Origin of the sequence: Actinoplanes sp. TFC3 (genome assembly GCF_001553785.1) — a bacterium.
Classification (GTDB): Bacteria; Actinomycetota; Actinomycetes; order Mycobacteriales; family Micromonosporaceae; genus Actinoplanes.
Map to the genome: position 1 here is coordinate 1,184,785 of NZ_LOJP01000002.1, position 18,311 is coordinate 1,203,095.

General features: G+C 68.5%; 22 protein-coding genes. 14 read left to right on the top strand and 8 right to left on the bottom strand.

All coding sequences use genetic code 11. The features are described 5' to 3' along the window. Nucleotides 1-19 precede the first annotated feature (19 nt). From TFC3_RS32605 to pheA, 5 genes are all read left to right on the top strand, one after another. Nucleotides 20-730 (top strand): hypothetical protein, encoded by a 711-nt coding sequence (locus tag TFC3_RS32605; protein ID WP_153040582.1) that lies wholly within the window; start codon nt 20-22, stop codon nt 728-730. 144 nt (nt 731-874) lie between these two features. Beyond that, nucleotides 875-1,345 carry a hypothetical protein gene (locus TFC3_RS32610; RefSeq protein ID WP_067509976.1) on the top strand — a complete coding sequence of 157 codons (471 nt, stop codon included), beginning with the start codon at nt 875-877 and terminating at the stop codon, nt 1,343-1,345. Nucleotides 1,346-1,418: 73 nt separating this feature from the next. Continuing rightward, complete coding sequence (locus TFC3_RS32615) at nt 1,419-1,811, top strand: ACT domain-containing protein (protein WP_067509600.1); 393 nt, start codon at nt 1,419-1,421, stop codon at nt 1,809-1,811. Between the two features lie 20 nt (nt 1,812-1,831). Next, a complete protein-coding gene (locus tag TFC3_RS32620; RefSeq protein ID WP_153040583.1) occupies nt 1,832-2,485 on the top strand; it encodes a hypothetical protein in 654 nt (217 codons plus the stop codon). A 10-nt stretch (nt 2,486-2,495) separates the two neighbouring features. Beyond that, the gene (gene pheA / locus TFC3_RS32625; protein WP_067509604.1) at nt 2,496-3,485 is read left to right on the top strand and encodes a prephenate dehydratase; all 990 of its coding nucleotides are present in this window, start codon (nt 2,496-2,498) and stop codon (nt 3,483-3,485) included. A gap of 158 nt (nt 3,486-3,643) precedes the next feature. On the opposite strand, the gene TFC3_RS32630 is transcribed toward pheA, so the two are convergent. The 3 genes from TFC3_RS32630 to TFC3_RS32640 form a co-directional block, all read right to left on the bottom strand. Next, nucleotides 3,644-4,378 carry an AIM24 family protein gene (locus TFC3_RS32630; RefSeq protein ID WP_067509606.1) on the bottom strand — a complete coding sequence of 245 codons (735 nt, stop codon included), beginning with the start codon at nt 4,376-4,378 and terminating at the stop codon, nt 3,644-3,646. Nucleotides 4,379-4,432: 54 nt separating this feature from the next. Next, entirely contained in the window at nt 4,433-4,780 is a 348-nt protein-coding gene (locus TFC3_RS32635; protein ID WP_173745430.1) for a metallopeptidase family protein, read from the bottom strand. 63 nt (nt 4,781-4,843) lie between these two features. Continuing rightward, nucleotides 4,844-5,272, bottom strand: a complete 429-nt coding sequence (locus TFC3_RS32640) for an OsmC family protein (protein WP_067509608.1) — start codon at nt 5,270-5,272, stop codon at nt 4,844-4,846. 66 nt (nt 5,273-5,338) lie between these two features. On the opposite strand from TFC3_RS32640, the gene TFC3_RS32645 reads away from it, so the two are divergent. The 4 genes from TFC3_RS32645 (at nt 5,339) to TFC3_RS32660 (ending at nt 9,062) form a co-directional block, all read left to right on the top strand. Continuing rightward, nucleotides 5,339-6,037, top strand: a complete 699-nt coding sequence (locus TFC3_RS32645; RefSeq protein WP_067509610.1) for a hypothetical protein — start codon at nt 5,339-5,341, stop codon at nt 6,035-6,037. Between the two features lie 33 nt (nt 6,038-6,070). Continuing rightward, nucleotides 6,071-7,333, top strand: coding sequence for a serine--tRNA ligase (gene serS / locus TFC3_RS32650; RefSeq protein ID WP_067509612.1), 1,263 nt, complete (start codon nt 6,071-6,073; stop codon nt 7,331-7,333). A 110-nt stretch (nt 7,334-7,443) separates the two neighbouring features. Continuing rightward, nucleotides 7,444-8,256: a Cof-type HAD-IIB family hydrolase gene (locus tag TFC3_RS32655; RefSeq protein WP_067509614.1), complete on the top strand. Its 813-nt coding sequence runs from the start codon at nt 7,444-7,446 to the stop codon at nt 8,254-8,256. Beyond that, nucleotides 8,256-9,062 carry an HAD family hydrolase gene (locus tag TFC3_RS32660; RefSeq protein ID WP_067509615.1) on the top strand — a complete coding sequence of 269 codons (807 nt, stop codon included), beginning with the start codon at nt 8,256-8,258 and terminating at the stop codon, nt 9,060-9,062. The genes TFC3_RS32655 and TFC3_RS32660 overlap by 1 nt, the downstream gene beginning before the upstream one ends. Here the strand turns inward: TFC3_RS32660 and TFC3_RS32665 are convergent. Further along, nucleotides 9,059-9,631, bottom strand: a complete 573-nt coding sequence (locus tag TFC3_RS32665; protein WP_153040584.1) for a bacterial proteasome activator family protein — start codon at nt 9,629-9,631, stop codon at nt 9,059-9,061. The genes TFC3_RS32660 and TFC3_RS32665 overlap by 4 nt on opposite strands. Nucleotides 9,632-9,669: 38 nt before the next feature. Beyond that, nucleotides 9,670-10,491 carry a dimethylargininase gene (ddaH, locus tag TFC3_RS32670; protein WP_082772665.1) on the bottom strand — a complete coding sequence of 274 codons (822 nt, stop codon included), beginning with the start codon at nt 10,489-10,491 and terminating at the stop codon, nt 9,670-9,672. Between the two features lie 67 nt (nt 10,492-10,558). On the opposite strand from ddaH, the gene TFC3_RS32675 reads away from it, so the two are divergent. Next, nucleotides 10,559-11,017 carry an Lrp/AsnC family transcriptional regulator gene (locus TFC3_RS32675; protein WP_067509983.1) on the top strand — a complete coding sequence of 153 codons (459 nt, stop codon included), beginning with the start codon at nt 10,559-10,561 and terminating at the stop codon, nt 11,015-11,017. Nucleotides 11,018-11,064: 47 nt separating this feature from the next. Further along, complete coding sequence (locus TFC3_RS32680) at nt 11,065-12,825, top strand: beta-propeller domain-containing protein (protein ID WP_067509985.1); 1,761 nt, start codon at nt 11,065-11,067, stop codon at nt 12,823-12,825. Nucleotides 12,826-12,912: 87 nt separating this feature from the next. On the opposite strand, the gene TFC3_RS32685 is transcribed toward TFC3_RS32680, so the two are convergent. From TFC3_RS32685 to TFC3_RS32695, 3 genes are all read right to left on the bottom strand, one after another. Next, entirely contained in the window at nt 12,913-14,001 is a 1,089-nt protein-coding gene (locus TFC3_RS32685) for a hypothetical protein (protein ID WP_067509619.1), read from the bottom strand. 71 nt (nt 14,002-14,072) lie between these two features. Next, a complete protein-coding gene (locus TFC3_RS39815; protein ID WP_369819717.1) occupies nt 14,073-14,423 on the bottom strand; it encodes a DUF6457 domain-containing protein in 351 nt (116 codons plus the stop codon). Next, nucleotides 14,366-14,968: a molybdenum cofactor guanylyltransferase gene (locus tag TFC3_RS32695; RefSeq protein ID WP_236718580.1), complete on the bottom strand. Its 603-nt coding sequence runs from the start codon at nt 14,966-14,968 to the stop codon at nt 14,366-14,368. The genes TFC3_RS39815 and TFC3_RS32695 overlap by 58 nt, the downstream gene beginning before the upstream one ends. Before the next feature lie 117 nt (nt 14,969-15,085). Between TFC3_RS32695 and fdhD the strand changes: the two genes are divergently transcribed. The 3 genes from fdhD to TFC3_RS39820 all read left to right on the top strand — a co-directional run. Then, entirely contained in the window at nt 15,086-15,913 is an 828-nt protein-coding gene (gene fdhD / locus TFC3_RS32700; protein ID WP_067509621.1) for a formate dehydrogenase accessory sulfurtransferase FdhD, read from the top strand. Between the two features lie 106 nt (nt 15,914-16,019). After that, nucleotides 16,020-17,672 carry an alkaline phosphatase gene (locus TFC3_RS32705; protein ID WP_067509623.1) on the top strand — a complete coding sequence of 551 codons (1,653 nt, stop codon included), beginning with the start codon at nt 16,020-16,022 and terminating at the stop codon, nt 17,670-17,672. A 449-nt stretch (nt 17,673-18,121) separates the two neighbouring features. Then, nucleotides 18,122-18,311: hypothetical protein (locus TFC3_RS39820; protein ID WP_236718581.1), on the top strand; the 190-nt coding region annotated here is incomplete at its 3' end.

Below are 18,311 nucleotides of genomic sequence, written 5' to 3' on the forward strand. Positions count from 1 at the left end.
CTTCCCCGCCCGCCCCGCCCTGCCCGCATCTCATCGCAGCACCTCAACCGAGCTCGAACCGCACCGCCCAGCTCAGCCCCCAGCGCTCGCACCGGTTCGTCCCAGCCCCGTCGAGTGGGCCCGCCGCCGCCGCGCCGACCGTGATGCTCGTCGCCTCGAGGCCGCCGGAACCCGCGCGCTGACCCGCCTCGACCGCCTCGGTCCCGCGTGGCACATCGTCGACTGGCCGCGCACCGACTCGCTCGGCTACGAGCACGAGTCCAGCGATGACCGGGCGGGCTTTCTCGCGATCGGCCCCGGTGGCGTCTACGCGGTCACCGTTGCCGACCACGGCCGCGCCCGCGTCCTGATCGCCGGTGACGTCGTCCAGATCAATGGCAAGCGTCCCGCGTACGTAGCCGAGGCGCGCCGTGACGCCCGCCGGGCAGGCAAGGCCATGAGTGCCGCGGTCGGTCTGGCCGTACCCGTGACGCCCGTTCTGGCCTTCGTGGGTTCGGGCGTGATCAGCGTGCACGGTCTGCCCAAGGATTGCCTGGTGGCCACGCACAAGGAGCTTGACCGCCTGCTGATCGCCGGTGGTGCCCGGATCTCCCCGGCCACTGCCAACAAACTCTCAGCCGTCGCCGAGCACCCTGCGACCTGGGCAAACGCGCCGTACCGACCGGCAGGCGACTACCGCTTCCAGCCCAGTGGTCAAACGGCCGCTGACAAGCGGGCAACCCGCCGGTAACGTTCCTCCCAGTGCACCGCTTGCCGCCGATTTTGACGCAAGCGACACCGGCCGGACACTCGTAGTGCCGGGACCAGTCCCGGTGAGCGGGTCCGGCCGGAGTCATGTCGGCTCAGGCAGTAACCAGGAATCAGGGAGGTGCGGGTGGCGCACGTCGAACTCTCGCTGTCGGGAGCGTTCGTGCCCCAGGCGCGGACGCCGGTCGAATCCGAGTTCGTCTCGAACATCGACCGGTGGGCGGCCACCGTGTGGCAGGCCGTCGAGCCATGCCTGGTGATCGACAACAACCACACTGTCGTAGCCGTGTCCCCGTCGGGCAGCGACCTGCTCGGCCTGGGCAAGGGTGCGGAGGTGGTGGGCAAGTCGCTGCTGGGCGGTGAGGGCACCATGCACCTCATCGACTTCACCGCAGCCGGTGGAGACCTGACTGACCAGGAAGTTGAGAAGATCCCGCCGCTGCTGGCGCTCTCCTCCGAGCGGCTGGCCCGCGGCCTGATGCGCATCCAGCCCCCGGGAGACGAACGTCACGTCACCGTCGATGCGATCGCTACGCCGCTGGTGGAAAACGGCCGGGTCATCGCGAGCCTCACGTTTTTCTCGGCGATCCGCTACTGAACCCGGGTTCTGTGTCGTTCGCCGCACTCGTCACCCATTGGGGTTAATACGGTTCGAACCGTAGTGTCTCCTCATGCTCGACCTTGATCTGCTGCCTGAGGAGTACTCGGTGTGCCGGCTGCCGGCCGGCTCGGCCCTCCCCGCGACACTCGGCGGCGGTCCGGACGACAAAAGTGTCCTCTCGGTCACCTGGTCGGCCGACGAGGTGTCGATCATCTGCGCCAGTAACCGGGTGCCCCCGGGCGCCACGGCCGAGGCGGCCTGGCGGTGCCTGCGAGTGGTGGGCCCGCTGAACAACCTCGCGCTCACCGGCGTGCTGGCCTCGCTGGCAGGGCCGTTGGCCGATGCGCGGGTGAACATCGTGGTCTTCTCGACGTACGACACGGACTATCTGCTGGTGCCGCAGGTGCGCCTCAGCGAAGCCGTGGCAACGCTGACTGCCGCCGGCCATAGGGTCGCCGCCTGATTGGTTTTACGATGGGTGCCGTGTTCCGCCACCGGCCGCCCAGCAAGGTGCCGCTTCCTGCTGGGGCCGTGCTGCTACTGACCGGCGCTGTGGTGCTGTTGGGCGCTTGTGGTGAGCCGCCGGCGCCCCCGGAGAGTGCGCCGCCCGCGCCCACCGGCAGCGCCAGCTTCGACCCGCTGGCGCCTCCCTTGACGCCGCCTCCGGTGTCGGTGCCGACCACCGGGGTGCCGGCGACGACGTACCCGGGCGTGAACCCGACCTACCCGGGCGTGACACCGACGACCACCTACCCGGCCTATACGCCCTATACGCCGCCGGCCACCCAGCCAACGACGACCCCGACGACTCCTGTGACGCCCACCACCCCGGGCCCGTCGACCGCTCCCCGGTGCACCAGCACCGGACCGACGCCGAAGCAACTGATCGCGGTGGTGGAAGGTACGGCGGGCATACCGGACGATCCGCTCAAGGTGACAAAGGGACCGTTCTGCTCGGGTACCTGGCAGTTCTCGATCATGCAGATTGCCGACGAGAGCGCCGACGAGCAGCTGTTCGTGGTGACCACCGGGAAACCGGAGGCGCTGACCCTGATCGAGGCCGGCACCGACGTCTGCAGCGCAAAGGTTCAAAGCGACGCGCCGCCTGGCATCCGGGTGCTCGCTTGCGGGGCATAGCCTTACCGTTATGCCCGGAACTCCGCCGACGCGATTCGTCTATCTAGGCCCCGAGGGCACCTTCACCGAGCAGGCCCTGCGCACCATCCCCGCAGCCGAGCACGGCATCCGCACACCGGCGCGCAGTGTCCCTGAGGCCCTCGAAGCTGTGCGGTCGGGTGAGGCGGACGCTGCGCTCGTACCGCTGGAAAATTCCGTCGGTGGGGCAGTGACCGTGACCCTCGACGAGTTGGGCATCGGATCCCCGCTGGTGATAACCCGCGAGGTGGTCATCCCGGTCGAGTTCGTCCTGGCCGCACCATCCCTGACCCCCTTGGCAGCGGTACGTTCGATCGCCGCGCACCCGCAAGCGTCAGCGCAATGCCGGGGCTGGCTCCAAGCCAACGCCCCGGACGCCGTCATCGTGGATGTGCTGTCCAACGCCGCAGCCGCCGTCTCCGCCGCCGCAGGAGAGTACGACGCTGCCATCTGCGCACCGATCGGCGTCCCGCGTAACAACCTGACGGTGCTGGCGGAGAAGATCGCCGACCGGCCGGACGCGGTGACCCGCTTCGCCCTGCTGGCCCGGCCCGCCCAGCCTGCCCCGCCAACCGGGGACGACGTGACGTCGCTAGCCGTGATGATCGAGCGGGATCGGGTCGGGGCGCTGCTGTCGGTGTTGACCGAGCTGGCCGTCCGAGGCATCAACCTGTCCCGCATCGAGTCGCGGCCGACGGGGGAGGAGCTGGGCGTGTACGTGTTCTTCCTCGACTGCACCGGGCATGTGGCTGAGGCTCGGGTGGGGGAAGCGCTGCAGGGGTTACGGCGGATCTGCGCTGGGGTGCGGTTCCTGGGGTCCTATCCGCGGCATCGGTGGGCTGCGGAGCCGGGCTCGGCTGCCGCTGGCGGGTCGGCTGCGGCTGCCGTGGTGGTTCAAGCTTCGCAGGCTGGGCTCAGCGATGCGGATTTTGCGGATAGTGCGGCTTGGTTGGCTCAGTTGCGGGCCGGCGAGCTGGCCTGAAGGCAGGCTCTTGACAGGTCTCCACGCACGCAGAATGAAGGGGGCAGGGAGCTGATGTGGAGCGCCAGCTCCTTGGCTCCCTGACCCCGGCCTCGGTGGGAACTGCGGTCAGCACCACCCACCGAGCTACGACCTGCGGATCTTGACTCTGATCGGGCTCAGTTCCCGAGGATGTTGCCGAGCAGGCCGCCCGACTGCTGCTGGCCACCCGCGGCGCCGGCGAGACCACCCGGCGGTTCCTCGGAGGGCTGGACCACGACGAAGCCTTGACCGGCGAAGCTCATCGTGAAGCGCTCGCCGGTGGTGCGGCCCAAGAGGGTGCCGAGGCCTAGTTGTTCGGCGCGGTGGTAGCCGGTTTGCAGGTTGGCCGACCAGCAGATGGCGGCTTGCGGGTCCACATAGGTCGGTTGGTCGACGCTCAGGACCACCGGAGTGCCCTTTGTGGTTACGGCGATGCGGCCGTGGCCGGTGAAGACGCAGTTGAACAGGCCTGCGTTGGAGGCTACGCCGACGCCTTGGACCATTTTGATGTCGTAGTTGAGGCTGGCGTCGAAGGCCAGGACGTTGGCTCCGTTGATGGAGAGGCCGTCGCCGGGTTCGAGGTCGATCAGGTGAATGTCCGCGGCGTTTTCGGCCAGGAAGACGTCGCCTTGGCCGCTGATCTTCATCAGGGGGACGCCTTCACCGGTCAGCTTCTGCTTGAGAAACTTGCCGAGGCCGCCGGAACCCAGGGCTTCGAACTGGACCTGGCCCTGGTACGCGACCATGGAACCTTGGCGGGCCATGAACTCGCCGTTCAGCTCGGCCTTGAGGAGCTTGGAGTTCTGCAGCCGCAGGCCGGGCTGGGACGACTCCTTCTCGAGGTTGTCAGCCGAGAACAGTTCGCTGCGCATGAAGGTCCTCCTGTGAGCGTGGAAGCTCAGCGTAGGACTGTCCGGCAACCGGGTTCAGCCCCACCCCAGCTCGTGTAAGCGCTGGTCATCGATGCCGAAATGGTGGGCGATCTCGTGCACGACCGTGATGGCTACTTCCTCGATGACGTCGGTCTCTGTGTCGCAGACCGCGAGGGTTGGCAACCGGTAGATGGTGATGCGGTCGGGGAGGACGCCGGCGTAGTCCCAGCCCCGGCGCGTGAGGTCGGTGCCCTCATAGAGACCCAGCAATCCGAGGCTGCCGTCCGGCGGAAGATCCTCCACCAGGATGACCACGTTGTTCATCATCTTGAGCAGCTCGGGGGGCACCTCGTCGAGCGACTCGCCCACGAGGTCCTCGAAGCGCTCACGGCTCATCTCCACCGGCACACCGCCCATTGTGCTCCACCCACCCGCAGGAACCGGGCGGGCGGAGCACGAGCAGCGTCAGGAGAGGGTGGCGCTCAGGCTGATCTCCGCGCCCGGGGACAGCAGCCGCGAGATCGGGCAGTTCTCCTTGGCACCCTCGGCGAGCTTCTGGAAGGTGTCGGCGTCCACGCCCGGGACGTTGCCGACGGTCTCCAGGTCGATGCGGGTGACGCCGAAGCCGGCGTCGGTCTTGTCGAGGTGCACCTTGGCGGTGGTCTCCACCGAGGTGGGGGTGAAGCCGGCGTCGGCCAGGGCCTTGGAGAACGCCATCGAGAAGCAGCCGGCGTGCGCGGCGCCGATGAGTTCCTCGGGGTTGGTCCCCTCGCCCTCCTCGAAGCGGGACTTGAAGGAGTAGTTCCCCTCGTACCCACCCTTACCGGTCTTGATCGTGCCGGATCCCTCCTGCAGGGAACCGGACCAGCGAGCGGAAGCAGTGCGAATAGGCATGCCTGAACGCTAGTCCATCCGGGGCAGGGGTGGCCGGTTGCCGGTGCGCAAGTGATGATGGGTCGCATGTCCGCACCTCAGGAGGCCGTCATCGAGTTCGGTCCCGCCGGCGAGCCGGCCCCGCGCCGCCGGTTCTCGCCGGGTTCCTCCCTCGGCGGGCTGGTCCGGGATCGCCGCATCGCGCCGCTCGCCGCGGGGCTGGGTGGCGTCGCCCTGTTCGCCTCGTTGATCGCCGAGTGGCAGGTCACGGCGGTTGACGGCACCGTGCTACGCGAGTCCGATACCGGGGACCTGCTGTTCGAGAGTTCCATCGGCGAGCTGGGCGGGTGGGGAGCAGGCTTCCTGGCCGGGCTCTTTCTGCTGGTCATCGCCACCGTGCTCACGCTGTTCGGGCCGGCCGCGGGGCGGGCGTACACCCGGCTGGCGGGGTTGAGCACCGGGGGCGTGCTCCTGGCCATCGTGCTGGTCGTGTACTCGACGCTGGAGGATCGCAGCTGGGTGATCCGGCAGATCGAGGCGGCCGGTTTGTCGGAAAACGATGATCAGCTGCACCTGTCCATCGGCCGGGGACCGTGGTGTGCCGGGGTGGGGCTGATCCTGCTGCTCATCGCGCTGTGTGTAGCCGGGCTGGCGGCGCCCCGGGCTCCGGTGGTGGACCTACAGCCCCAGGATGACCTGCCGGATGAGCCGTTCGAGCTCCAGGTCACCTCGGCCAAAACCTGGGACGCGCCGGCGGAGAACCGGGACAAGCCGATATCGAGGTGAGGCGGGCGGGGTCGCGCCGGTAGCCTTTCCATCGTGATTGACCTGCGTCTGCTACGCGAAGAGCCCGAGCTGATCCGCGCCAGCCAACGACTGCGCGGCGAGTCCCCTGACAAGGTGGACGCGCTGCTGCGCGCCGATGAGGAACGCCGTGCCGCCACGCAGCGGTTCGAGTCCGTGCGCGCGGAGCAGAAATCGCTGGGCAAGCAGGTCGCGAAGGCTTCCGGCGACGAGCGCGCGGCGCTGCTGGCCCGCACCAAGGAACTGGCTGTCGAGGTGAAAACGGCCGAGGCGGCGGCCGGTGAGGCCGACGAGGCGCTGCGCCGGGCCCACCTGGCCGTGCCCAACGTGGTCGAGGACGGCGTGCCGCCCGGCGGCGAGGACGACTTCGTGGTGCTGCGCGAGGTCGGCGAGATCCCCGCGATCGACAACCCGAAGGATCACCTGGAGATCGGCGAGGCGCTCGGCGGCATCGACACCGAGCGGGGCGCGAAGGTCTCGGGTTCGCGGTTCTACTTCCTGACCGGCGCGGGCGCGCTGCTGCAGCTCGGTCTGCTGCAGATGGCGATCGCCCAGGCGGTCGAATACGGGTTCACCCCGTCGATCACCCCGTCGCTGGTGCGCCCGGAGGCGATGGAAGGCACGGGCTTCCTGGGCTCGCACGCCAGCGAGGTCTACCGGCTCGAGGCGGACGATCTTTACCTGGTGGGTACGTCCGAAGTCCCCCTGGCCGCCTACCACTCCGGCGAGATCCTCGACCTGGAGGCCGGCCCGGAACGCTTCGCCGGCTGGTCGTCGTGTTACCGCCGCGAGGCCGGGTCGCACGGCAAGGACGTCCGCGGCATCCTGCGCGTCCACCAGTTCGACAAGGTGGAGATGTTCTCGTACTGCAAGCCCGAGGACGCCTTGGCCGAGCACAGCAAGCTGCTCGCCATGGAGGAGGAGATGCTGGCCAAGGTCGAGGTGCCCTACCGGGTGATCGACGTGGCCGCCGGTGACCTGGGCTCCAGCGCGACCCGCAAGTACGACTGCGAGGCCTGGGTCCCGTCGCAGGGGCGCTATCGCGAGGTGACCTCGACGTCGAACTGCACCACGTTCCAGGCGCGCCGGTTGAACATCCGCTACCGCGACGCCGATGGCAAGCCGCAAACCGCGGCGACTCTGAACGGCACGCTGGCGACCACCCGGTGGCTGATTCCGATCCTCGAGAACCACCAGCAGCCGGACGGTTCGGTGCGGGTGCCGAAGGCGCTGCAGCCGTACCTCGGCGGGCGCGACATCCTCGAACCCGTCCGCTAACTATTACGTCATCACCCGGCTACCAGAAGTCATAGCCGCTGGTAGCCGGGCCGGTGTAACGTTTTCCTTCCGCCCTCCGCGGGGGTAGCAGTCTTACCCCGGAGGAACAGATGGCCAAGCCCGGACTCCCGAAGCTCATCGCCACCGATCTCGACGGCACCCTTGTACGCTCCGACGACTCGGTGTCCGCGTACACCCATGAGGTGCTCAACCGCGTCCGTTCCGCCGGTATCCGCATTGTGGCTGCCACCGGCCGTGGACCCCGCCTGACCGAGCTGGTCCGCACCGACATCCGCGAAGCCGACTTCCTCGTGCTCGCCCAGGGCGGCTGGGTCATCGACCAGAACGAGGGTCAGCTGCTGCGCACCACCCGGCTGCCCGGCCGCGACCTCGCCATCGTCCTGCAGAGCCTGGAAGCCGAGGTCGGCCCGCTGTCGGTGATGGTGGAGGCGCTGGAGCACAACGACGCGCCGCTGTGGGGCGACTTCGACCCGGCCTGGCGCTATCCGGTCACCGTGGAGCCACGCAACCGCGAGGAGTGCGCCACCGCCGACGTGATCAAGGCGTTCGCGCGCTCGTTCGAGCATGACGTGGACGACCTGCTGGCCGCGGCCCGGCGCATCATCCCACCGCACGTGGCGTCGGTCACCCAGGCGGGTCTGAACTACCTCGAGATCTGCCCGCCGGGGGTGGACAAGGGCACCGGGCTGGCGGTGGTGACCGAGGCCGTCGGGGTGGACCCGGCCGATGTGCTGGTGTTCGGTGACATGCCCAACGACCTGCCGATGTTCGCCTGGGCGGGTTGGGGGCGGGTGGCTGTCGCCAACGCCCACGAGGAACTGCTGGCGGTCGCCGACGAAGTGACGTTGTCGAACGACGAGGATGGCGTCGCGGTGTATTTGGACAAGCTACTGTCGAGGTGATGTCAGAATTTCGCCTCGTCGCCTCGGACATCGACGGGACGCTGGTCCGCAGTGATCGCTCGCTCAGCCCCCGCACCACCGAGGTCCTTGATCGCCTGCACCAGCAAGGCGTCCCCACTGTCCTGGTCACCGGGCGGCCCGTGCGCTGGCTGCGTGACCTCTATGAGCAGATGGCCGAGCCGTTGCCGGCCATCTGCGCCAACGGCGCCGTCGTCTATGACCCGGAGAGGGACGAGATCCTGCGCGCCGCCCCCATGTCCGTCGAGCTGCTCCTCGACGTCGCCAAGCGGTTGCGCGAGGCGGTGCCGGACGTCACGCTCGCCGTCGAAATCGAGGACGGCAGAAGTTTCCGGTACGAACAAAAGTGGCCCCTGCACTGGGACGGCGAGCAGAACACCGTGCGCGTCATCGGCTCGCCGGAGGAGCTGACGTCCGTACCGGCGGTGAAGCTGCTGGCGCGCTCGGCCGACCACGAGCCCGACGAGTTCCTGGAGCTGGTCAGCAGCACCCTGGGCACGATCGTCGAGTCCACCCACTCGTCAACGTCGGCGCTGGTCGAGATCTCGGCCGCCGGCGTCACCAAGGCGGCCGGGCTCGCGTGGGTGTGCGAGCGCCACGGCCTCGACGCCTCGCAGGTGGTGGCGTTCGGGGACATGCCGAACGACCTGCCCCTGCTGACCTGGGCGGGCCGTTCCGTGGCGATGGGCAACGCGCACCCCGCGGTGAAGGCCGTCGCCGATGACGTGACCCTCACCAACGACGAGGACGGCGTGGCGACGTACCTGGAAAAGCTCTTCGATCTCTAAAGATATTGTCCCGTGCGGCCGTCTCCGCCCTGAGGGGCGCCGGGCATGCCGGGGATGATGCCGTTGGGGCCCATCGGCAGCGCTGGACGACCGGCTTGGCCGCCGCGCATCTGCTCAAGCTGCAGCCGGGCCGCCATCTGCTGGGCCACCAGGGCCGCCTGAATGCCGTGGAACAGGCCCTCCAGCCAGCCCACCAGCTGGGCCTGGGCGATGCGCAGCTCGGCCTCGCTGGGCGGCGTCTCGGCGTCGAACGGCAGCGACAGCCGCTCCAGCTCCTCCTGCAGCTCCGGCGCGAGACCATCCTCGAGCTCCTTGATCGACCGCTCGTGGATCTCCCGCAGCCGCCCGCGGCTCGCCTCGTCGAGCGGCGCCGCACGGACCTCTTCGAGCAACTGCTTGATCATGCTGCCGATGCGCATGACCTTCGCGGGCTGCTCGATGAGGTTGCCGGGCTCCTCGGCCTTGAGGGTGCCGTCCTCGTCCATGGTGCCGAGCGGTCGGCCGTCCGGGCCCACCACGATGACGGAGCCGTCGTCCTGCTTGTCTTCGGTGCGGGTGTCGTCGCTCATGCGATCCATCTTCCCTCGCACGCGCACGTCATCCCGTTTCAGGGGCGCAACTCCGCTACCACGCATTTGATGCTGCCGCCGCCGCGCTTCAATTCGCCCAGCTCCACGTGCACCGGGGTGTAGCCGGCCGCGCGAACCTTCTCGCCCATCGCCATCGCCTGGGTGTTGAGAATCACATGACGGCCGTCGCTGACCAGGTTGAGGCCGAACTCCTCGGCGTCGGCGCGGTCGGCCAGCACGGCGTCGGGGAACAACTGGGCGAGCACGCGCTGCGAGGCCGGGGAGAAGGCGCCGGGGTAGTACGCGACACGGCGGTCGTCCAGCGCGGCGAGAGCGGTGTCCAGGTGGTAGAACGCCGGGTCGACGAGCCGCAGGGAGATGACCGGGCGGCCGAGGACCTCCTGGGCTTCGGCGTGCGCGGCCGGCTCGGTGCGAAAGCCATAACCGGCGAGGATCAGGCCGCCGTACGCCTCGGGGAGGTAGGCGAAGTCGCCCTCGCCCTCGTTGACGTGGACCGGTTCGGCGAACGCCCACGACTGGTAGAAGCGGCGGTGAGCTGCGGCTTCATCGGCGCGCTGGGGATAGCGGAACCGGGCGCCGTAGACCGTGCCATCGACGGAGAAAGCGCCGTTGGCCGCGTAGACCATGTCGGGCAGGCCCGGCTCGGCGTCCAGCACGTGCACCCGGTGTCCGAGATCGGTGAGCGTCTCGCGCAGCAGCGCCCACTGCTTGAGGGCCAGGCCGGCGTCAACCGGCACCGTGGTGTCCATCCACGGATTGATCGTGTACTCAACCGTGAAGTGCTCTGGTGGACACATGAGGTACATACGCTCGCGCGGCAATCGCTCCCCGTGGCTCATGAGATAAAGGCTAGGTAGGCTGGGGCGACCGAAACAGCTCTTTCCCTTGCTGGCCGGAGGCGAATCGTTGCGCATGGACGCCGTGGACCAGCGAATCATTGCGTTGTTGTCGGCCGATGCGCGGGCCTCGTACGCGGAGATCGGGGTGAAGGTCTCGCTCTCGGCCCCGGCGGTGAAGCGCCGGGTGGACCGGCTGCGCGCGGACGGGGTGATCAGGGGATTCACGACCATCATCGAGCCGTCCGCGGTGGGGTGGACGACCGAGGCGTTTGTCGAGCTGTACTGCACGGGCCGGACCACGCCGGCGCAGATCACGGTGGCGGCGCGGCGGCATCCCGAGGTGGTGGGTGCCTACACGGTGTCGGGTGAGGCGGATGCGCTGGTGCATCTGCGGGCGGCGGACATTGGGCACCTTGAACAGGTGCTGGAGCGTTTGCGCGCGGAGCCGTTTGTTACCTCGACGCGGAGCATGATTGTGCTGTCGCGGCTGGTTGATGTGCCGAGTCCGGTGCCTGCTCCTTCCTGAGGTGCTTTTCCTCAGTGTCGGAACCGGTGGGCGTTATGGCGCGTCACATGCGCATGTCACGCCGTCTGCAGCTCTGTGCCGCCGCCATCGCTGTCGCGGTTCCGCTTGCCGGATGCACCGCGTCGTCGCCTGCACCCGACCGCACGCCCGGCGATCGCTCGCCGAACTCCACCGAGATGCGGCTGGCGGCGTTCGACTCGTGTCAGGAGCTGGTCGAAGATCTGCGGAAGGCGGCGAAAGCTAGCGTCGGGGTGTACGGGCTGCCCGGGAACGAGGCGATTCCCGAGGCGATGGCGATCGGCGGGGCGCGCACACTTGCTGGCACCGCGCCAGCATCGAGCACAAACAATCACGAGGCCGACGCCGATGAGCCGGACATCGTCAAGACCGACGGCCGGCGGATCGTGGCCATCGACGGGAATGTGCTGCAGGTGGTGGATGCGGCCAGCCGTGTTCGTACCGGATCAATCGATCTTGGCATGCCGGACGGGCGCCTGCTGCTGAGCGGAAACGTCGCGCTGGTCCTGGGCTCGGAGGTGGTGCTGGTTGACCTGTCCGGCGCGCCCACCATTGTCAGTCGTTACAAGCCCGACAGCGGCACAGTGGTGGACGCGCGGCTCACCGGCGGCACTGCTCGGGTCGTTCTGCGCACCACGCCGCAGATCGTTTTTCGCAGCAACGCTACCGACTTCAAGGACCTGCTCAAGGACAACCAAGCGGCAATCGACAAGGCTTCGGCCGAGGCGTGGCTTCCGGCCTGGACACTTTCCACCGGTACGACCACAGCCCGCGGCCACGTCGACTGCAACCAGGTGAGCCGCCCGCCGTCCTACAGCGGCGGATCGTTGCTCAGCGTGCTCACCTTTGATGTGAGCCAGCCGACCCTGAGCAGCGGAGACCCCATCACCGTGGTGGCAGACGGTGACACCGTGTACAGCAACGGCAAGAACCTCTACGTAGCCAACGACCAACGCTGGCGCCTGGACCGCACCCCCGGCCGCGCCGCAGCCCCGGTGCGCCAGGAGACGGACCTCTACCGCTTCACCACCAGCGGTAATCAAAAGCCGGTGTTCGCTGCGTCGGGAACAGTGCCCGGCTTCCTCATCAACCAGTACGCGCTGTCAGAGTGGGACAGTCATCTACGAGTGGCCACAACCTCGCAGAACCAGTCGGCTGTCCGCGTGCTGAACGACAAGCTCGCCCAGGTAGGAGTGGTCGACGGCCTGGGCAAGAACGAGCAGATCCACGCGGTCCGCTTCCTCGGCCCTCGCGGCTACGTGGTCACCTTCCGTCAGACGGACCCCCTGTACACCCTGGACCTGAGCACCCCCACATCACCCAAAGTAACCGGTGACCTGAAGATCACCGGGTACTCAGCCCACCTCCAGCCCGTCGGCGACAACCGCCTGATCGGTATCGGCCAAGAAGCAGACCCCACCGGACGGGTCACGGGTTTGCAAGTGGCCCTCTTCGACGTCGCAGACCCGGCTGCTCCTCGGCGCCTGTCCCAGCACCAGGTCCCGGGCGCCCAGTCCGAAGCCGAGTACGACCCGCACGCCCTGCTGTGGTGGCCGGCTACGAAGCTGCTGGTTGTGCCGGTGTTCGCTGGTGATCGGGTGGCTGGTTCGGCGGCTGGGGCAGTGGCGCTTCGGGTTACTGATGAGGGGATCAGTGAGGTGGGGAAGGTTGCGCGGGCGGGGGTGCGGCGGTCGCTGGTGATCGGGGAGGTGTTGTGGAGCTTGACGGATGGGGGACTACAGGTTTCGCAGATGTCCACCATGGAGGAGCTGGACTGGGTGGGGTGGTGAGCTGGGGCGCCTCGAAAGCGCCTGCTCGGCGGCCTCACCCGAGCGGGCGTCGCACGCGCCAGGCCTCCAGCAGCTAGCGCCCATCCCCTACAGGTACATCCCCGTGCGGTGGTCGTCGCCGTCCTTGGAGTCCTTGGCTGGGGCCGGCTTGTCGCCTTCGCCGAAGAAGCGCTTGCCGCCGAACTCGCCGTGCAGGCGGTCGTCCAGTTCGTCGGCCAGGCCGGTCATCACCTGGACGGCGAGCATGAGGTGGGTTGCCTGGAAGTTGCGGCCGAAGACGGGGATGGAGGCCCATACCGTGTCCTGGGCGCAGTAGAGGCGGCCGATCGGCATGCGGTTGGTCAGCTCGGACAGCTTCACGTAGAGCTGCTCGGTCGGCTCGACCTCGGTAAGGATCGGCGAGAACACGTCGACCAGCGGCGGGTTGTCGCGTACTCGCACGAACACCATGGCTGAGCCCGCTCGGATGCCGATGTCGCCGTCCGTGTCGACCTGGAGCTGGTCGACAGTGGTCTTCGACATCGTGGCCACCACGGTGCGCACCCGCTCGTCGAGCGGCACCACCTCGTCGGCGGCGTTGGCGAGGGCTTCGGAGAGGACGCCGTCCTCGTCCAGGTCGTCGAGGCTGAGTTCCTCGTCGATGCTGGGTTCGTGGCGGGCGGTAGCCAGCGGCGCGGTTTCGATGGGCTCGTCCTGGTCGTCATGCACCAGGTAGACGAGGAACGCCGGATGCGGGGCGCCATATACGTCACGCAGGGTGCGCGAGACGACCGTGGCGAGTGATTTGGCCCCGTCCTTGGAGGTGCGCAGGCCGAACGAGTCGCCGGAGCCGGGCAGCACACCGGGCGGCGACCAGCCGAGCGCTACCAGGTCGGCGACGGCCGAGCGGTCCATCCGGAAGCCCTCGGGCAGGCCGGCGTTGCCCACGGCAAGCGCCTCGACCACGCCGCCCTCAAGCACGCGGATGCTGACCGAGTAGACGGCCGTGCCGGTGCCGGAGGCAGTCGGGTCGAGCGTGATGTCCGCGTATGCCCCGGCATCCAAGCTGGGCAGCAGGCCCGCGAGCGCACCGGCGAACTCCCGCCACGCCTCGGTCACCTTGGCCCGCAGATCGGCCGTTGTCGGCTCGTCGAGCAGCACGCCCTCGCTCTGATCCGCCGTGTTCTCCGCCGTCATGATCCTCACCTCCGCCCCGTCACCCTATCGAGCCGGAGAGCCGCCCACTGGCCGCGTCCCATTCCCGTCCGTTAAGCGCTTCTTCCCGCACTATCGACCGCCCCGCCCGCACCCGCCGCACCTTCAGACGCAGCGTTCTCGGATGGCCAGTTCACGGCCAGGGCGGTGAGGCGTTGCGCCACGTCCGCCGGATCCGCGCCGCGGCCCACTGCCAGTCCCATCAGGTACGCCGTCACGGGCGCTCCTGGACGTACCACGTTATGAGCGACGTCTCGCGCCACGTCCAGGACCGTTCTGTGGTCCACGTCCGCCGGGTTGAGCCCCAGCTCCGCCGCCGCTGTCCTGACCCATTCCTCGAGGACGTTCACCGGGCCCATTCCTCCGCCGTGCGCAGGTCGTCGTCGGTGTCGCAGTCGAACCATGGGGGCGGGCCGGGGCGGCGCCAGGAGACCTCGATGAACTGGAGGTGCTCAAGTAACGCGTGCATCGAGGCGCCATGCAGATTGCCTCGTTGCTCGGTGAGCGTGGTCAGGGCCTTGCGCAACGCGGGCGTACGCCAAACTCCGCACAGCGTTTGCCGGCGACCTTCGGCGTCGCGGTAGAGCGCACCCTGCATCATCGGCGCGGATTCCACGGTGAGCCTGAGAACGTCGATCGCCTCGCCGGTCAGCAGGGGCAGGTCAGCGGCCAGCAAGGCGACAAAGCTCACCTTCTCCGGCACCAGGGCCAGACCCGCTGCCGTCGCGGCTACGGGACCACCGCCGGGCGGTTCCTCGCTGGTCGAGGCCACCTCCACGGGCAGGTCGGGAGGCACCTTGCCGACAACCACTCTTGGCTCGGCGTCGTGCACCGCAGCCAGCACACGGGTCAGCATCGGCTGCCCCGCGACCGGGATGGTGGGCTTGTCCGCACCACCCATCCGACGCGCCGCACCGCCGGCTAACACCACCGCCGCGAATCCCCCCACGTACGTACCGTATCCCGCCGAGCCCGCGAGCGTGACCGCCGCCTTTGCCGTTGCCTCTCGTTGCGCTCGCCACAGCGGCTCCGCGCACACGCCGCGACCACGGCTTACGCTCATTGCATGGCGCGCTCGATGAACCGGCGACCGGTCATGAAGATCAATCTTTCGACCGACGCGGAACCCCGGCGCCGGCCCGATGACCTGGCCGCCGAGGAACCCCTTGAGATCCGGCTGCGCCAGGAGCCCCTTGCCGTCACGATGCGCACGCCGGGGCAGGACATCGACCTGGCGATGGGCTTCCTGCTGACCGAGGGGATCATCCGCGCCGCCGGTGACGTGGTCACGGCACAGTTGTGCGCGGGCACGGACACGCCGAACACCTACAACGTGGTCGACATCGTGCTGGGCGCGGACGTGCCGCCGCCGGTGACCGATCCGAGCCGCAATTTCTACACGACCAGTTCGTGCGGAGTGTGCGGCAAGGCTTCGATCGATGCGGTACGGACCCGCTCGCAGTTCGACGTCGGGGCGGACGAAACGACCGTCGCAGCCCAGACCCTCGCAGAGCTGCCGGACAAGTTGCGCGCCGCCCAGCGCACTTTTGACCGTACCGGCGGATTGCATGCGGCTGGACTTTTCACGTCTGACGGCGAACTCCTCGTCCTCCGGGAGGATGTGGGCAGGCACAACGCGGTCGACAAAGTCATCGGCTGGGCCGCGCGCGAAGGACGACTGCCGCTCGCCGGTCACGTGCTGCTGGTCTCGGGCCGCGCGAGCTTCGAGCTGACCCAGAAGGCCTGGATGGCAGGCCTTCCGCTGCTCGCGGCGGTGTCGGCCCCCAGCACACTCGCGGCCGAACTGGCTGACGAGGCGGGTATGACCCTCGTCGGCTTCCTGCGCGGACCCTCCATGAACGTGTACGCGGGGTCGCAGCGCGTAGTCGTCTGAGTTCTTTACGTGTTCAATCGGCATTAATCCGCACCATCCGTTCCAGACATTCACCGTCATGAGGCTGTCGGGGGTCCGCGAATCCGGAATCCCTGGGAGCCACGACATGGCACTGTCGCGACGTACTCTCCTGCTCAGCGGTGCTGCCACCGGCGCTGCCACCGCAGTGACGACCTGGCCGCTTGCCGCCGCCGCCACCCCTTACCGGGGGCCGCTGCGCACCAACCCGTTCACCCTCGGCATCGCTTCCGGCGATCCCGACGCGGACGGCTTCGTCCTGTGGACGCGGCTGGCACCGGCACCGCTCGCCGAGGACGGATTGGGCGGCATGCCGTCGCGTGACATGCCGGTCCACTGGGAGGTGGCTGCCGACGAGCGCTTCCGTCATGTCGTACGGCGTGGCGTCGCGATTGCCCGAGCGTCGGCCGCACACACCGTGCACGTCGAACTCAACGGGCTGCTTCCGGGCCGCGAATACCACTACCGATTCAAGGCCGAGCGCTACCTTTCGCCAGCAGGACGCACCCGTACGGCCCCAGCGCCGTGGACGATGCCCGCCTCGCTGGCCATGTCGTTCGTGTCGTGCTCGCAGTACGAACACGGCTACTTCACCGCGTACCGCCGGCTGGCCCAGGACGAACCCGAGCTGATCCTGCACCTCGGCGACTACCAGTACGAGTACGCGCGCGACACCTACAACATCCCGGGCGGTAACCCACGCGACCATGAGGGCCCCGAGACCGTTACGCTGGCCAACTACCGGCAGCGGCACGCGCAGTACAAGACCGACGCCGACCTGCAAGCGGCCCATGCCGTAGCGCCCTGGGCAGTTGTCTTCGACGATCACGAGGTCGAGAACAACTGGGCGGACGAGGTGCCCGAGCAGCCTGACCCGAACTTCCTCGCACGCCGGGCCGCAGCGTTCCAGGCCTACTACGAGAACATGCCGCTGCGCCGCACCTCGATTCCACGCGGCATCGACATGCAGTTGTACCGCCGCCTGCGCTGGGGCCGCCTGGCCACTTTCCACCTGCTCGACACCCGTCAGTTCCGCGATGACCAGGGCTGCGGCGACGGGTACAAGGACTGCCCCGCAGCCCTCGACCCGGCGCGTTCGATCACCGGCCCCGAGCAGGAGAAGTGGCTGATCGACGGCTTCCGCCAGTCGACGGCCCGCTGGGACATCCTCGGCCAGCAGGTCTTCTTCGGTCAGCGCGACAACAATCCCGGCCCGGCGTCGGTGGTCAGCATGGACAGCTGGGACGGCTACGCCGCCTCCCGCGACCGCATCACCCGAGGCTGGGTGAACGCCGGCGTCCGCAACCCCGTCGTTCTGACCGGCGACGTCCACGCCCACTGGGCCGACGAACTGAAGCTGGACTGGGCAGACCCCACCTCCCGCACGGTAGGCACCGAACTTGTCTGTTCCTCGATCACCTCCACAGGCGACGGCGCCGACGTGATTCCCGGCACCCACCCCTGGGCAGCCTGGAACCCCCACTTGCGCTTCTACAACAACCAACGCGGCTATGTCCGAACCCGCATCAAGCCGGGCGCTCTGAACGCTGATTTTCAAGTCCTCCCATACGTGACCAGGCCGGACGCGCCAGTCCACACCCGCGCATCATTCGTCATCGAGGACCGGGTGCCAGGCCTGCACCAAACGTCGGACAGCTCGACGCCCGGGGCGGTTGGCTCGGCACTGAGGACCGGTGACCTCGGTGAGCAGACGGTGCGGCAGGAGACGCAGCGGCCTTGAGGGCTTATGGCACCCGGCCGGAGCGGGATGGGGGCCCGCTTCGGCTTCGGGCCGGGTCATATCCGGCGGCGGGTGCGCCTTGAGTTCGGTCGTCGCCGGCCGGTTCTGCTGGGTGCCTCGTGTCGCTCTTCTTGCGATTGGTACGCGGGAACGGCCTTGAGCCCGTCGTAAGTGGTCCCGGTAGGTGGTTCTGGAGTGGTGCTCGGCTCTTCCGGCTGGGGCGCGTCGCTCTTGGGGCGGATCTTCGCCTCGTGAATCTCGCGCAAGGCGGCCACCTCCCCAAGCCGCGGCCTCGCCTTCAACACCCCCAGCCGATGAACGCCCTTCGCAACTTCGAACCGCGGCAGGGTCCGCAACTCCTCCGCCTCAGTCAGCAGCCCAGGCTGAACTCGTTCCCCGGACGCGACAACCTTCAGGTACCCCACCCGCTTCCCGCGCGGACCGCGACCATGGCGCACGGATTTCACCTGCCGGACGGCGTCGTCCTGTTGCGCGGCGTCGCCCTCGCGGACAGCCTCGCCTTGACACACGACCCCGTCGTCACCCCCACCGGGTTCAGCGGCACCCCCCGCAACGCCATCGACGTCCCGAGCCTCAGGCACCCTCGCGTCCCACCCCTCCGGCACGGCCAGTTCCCCT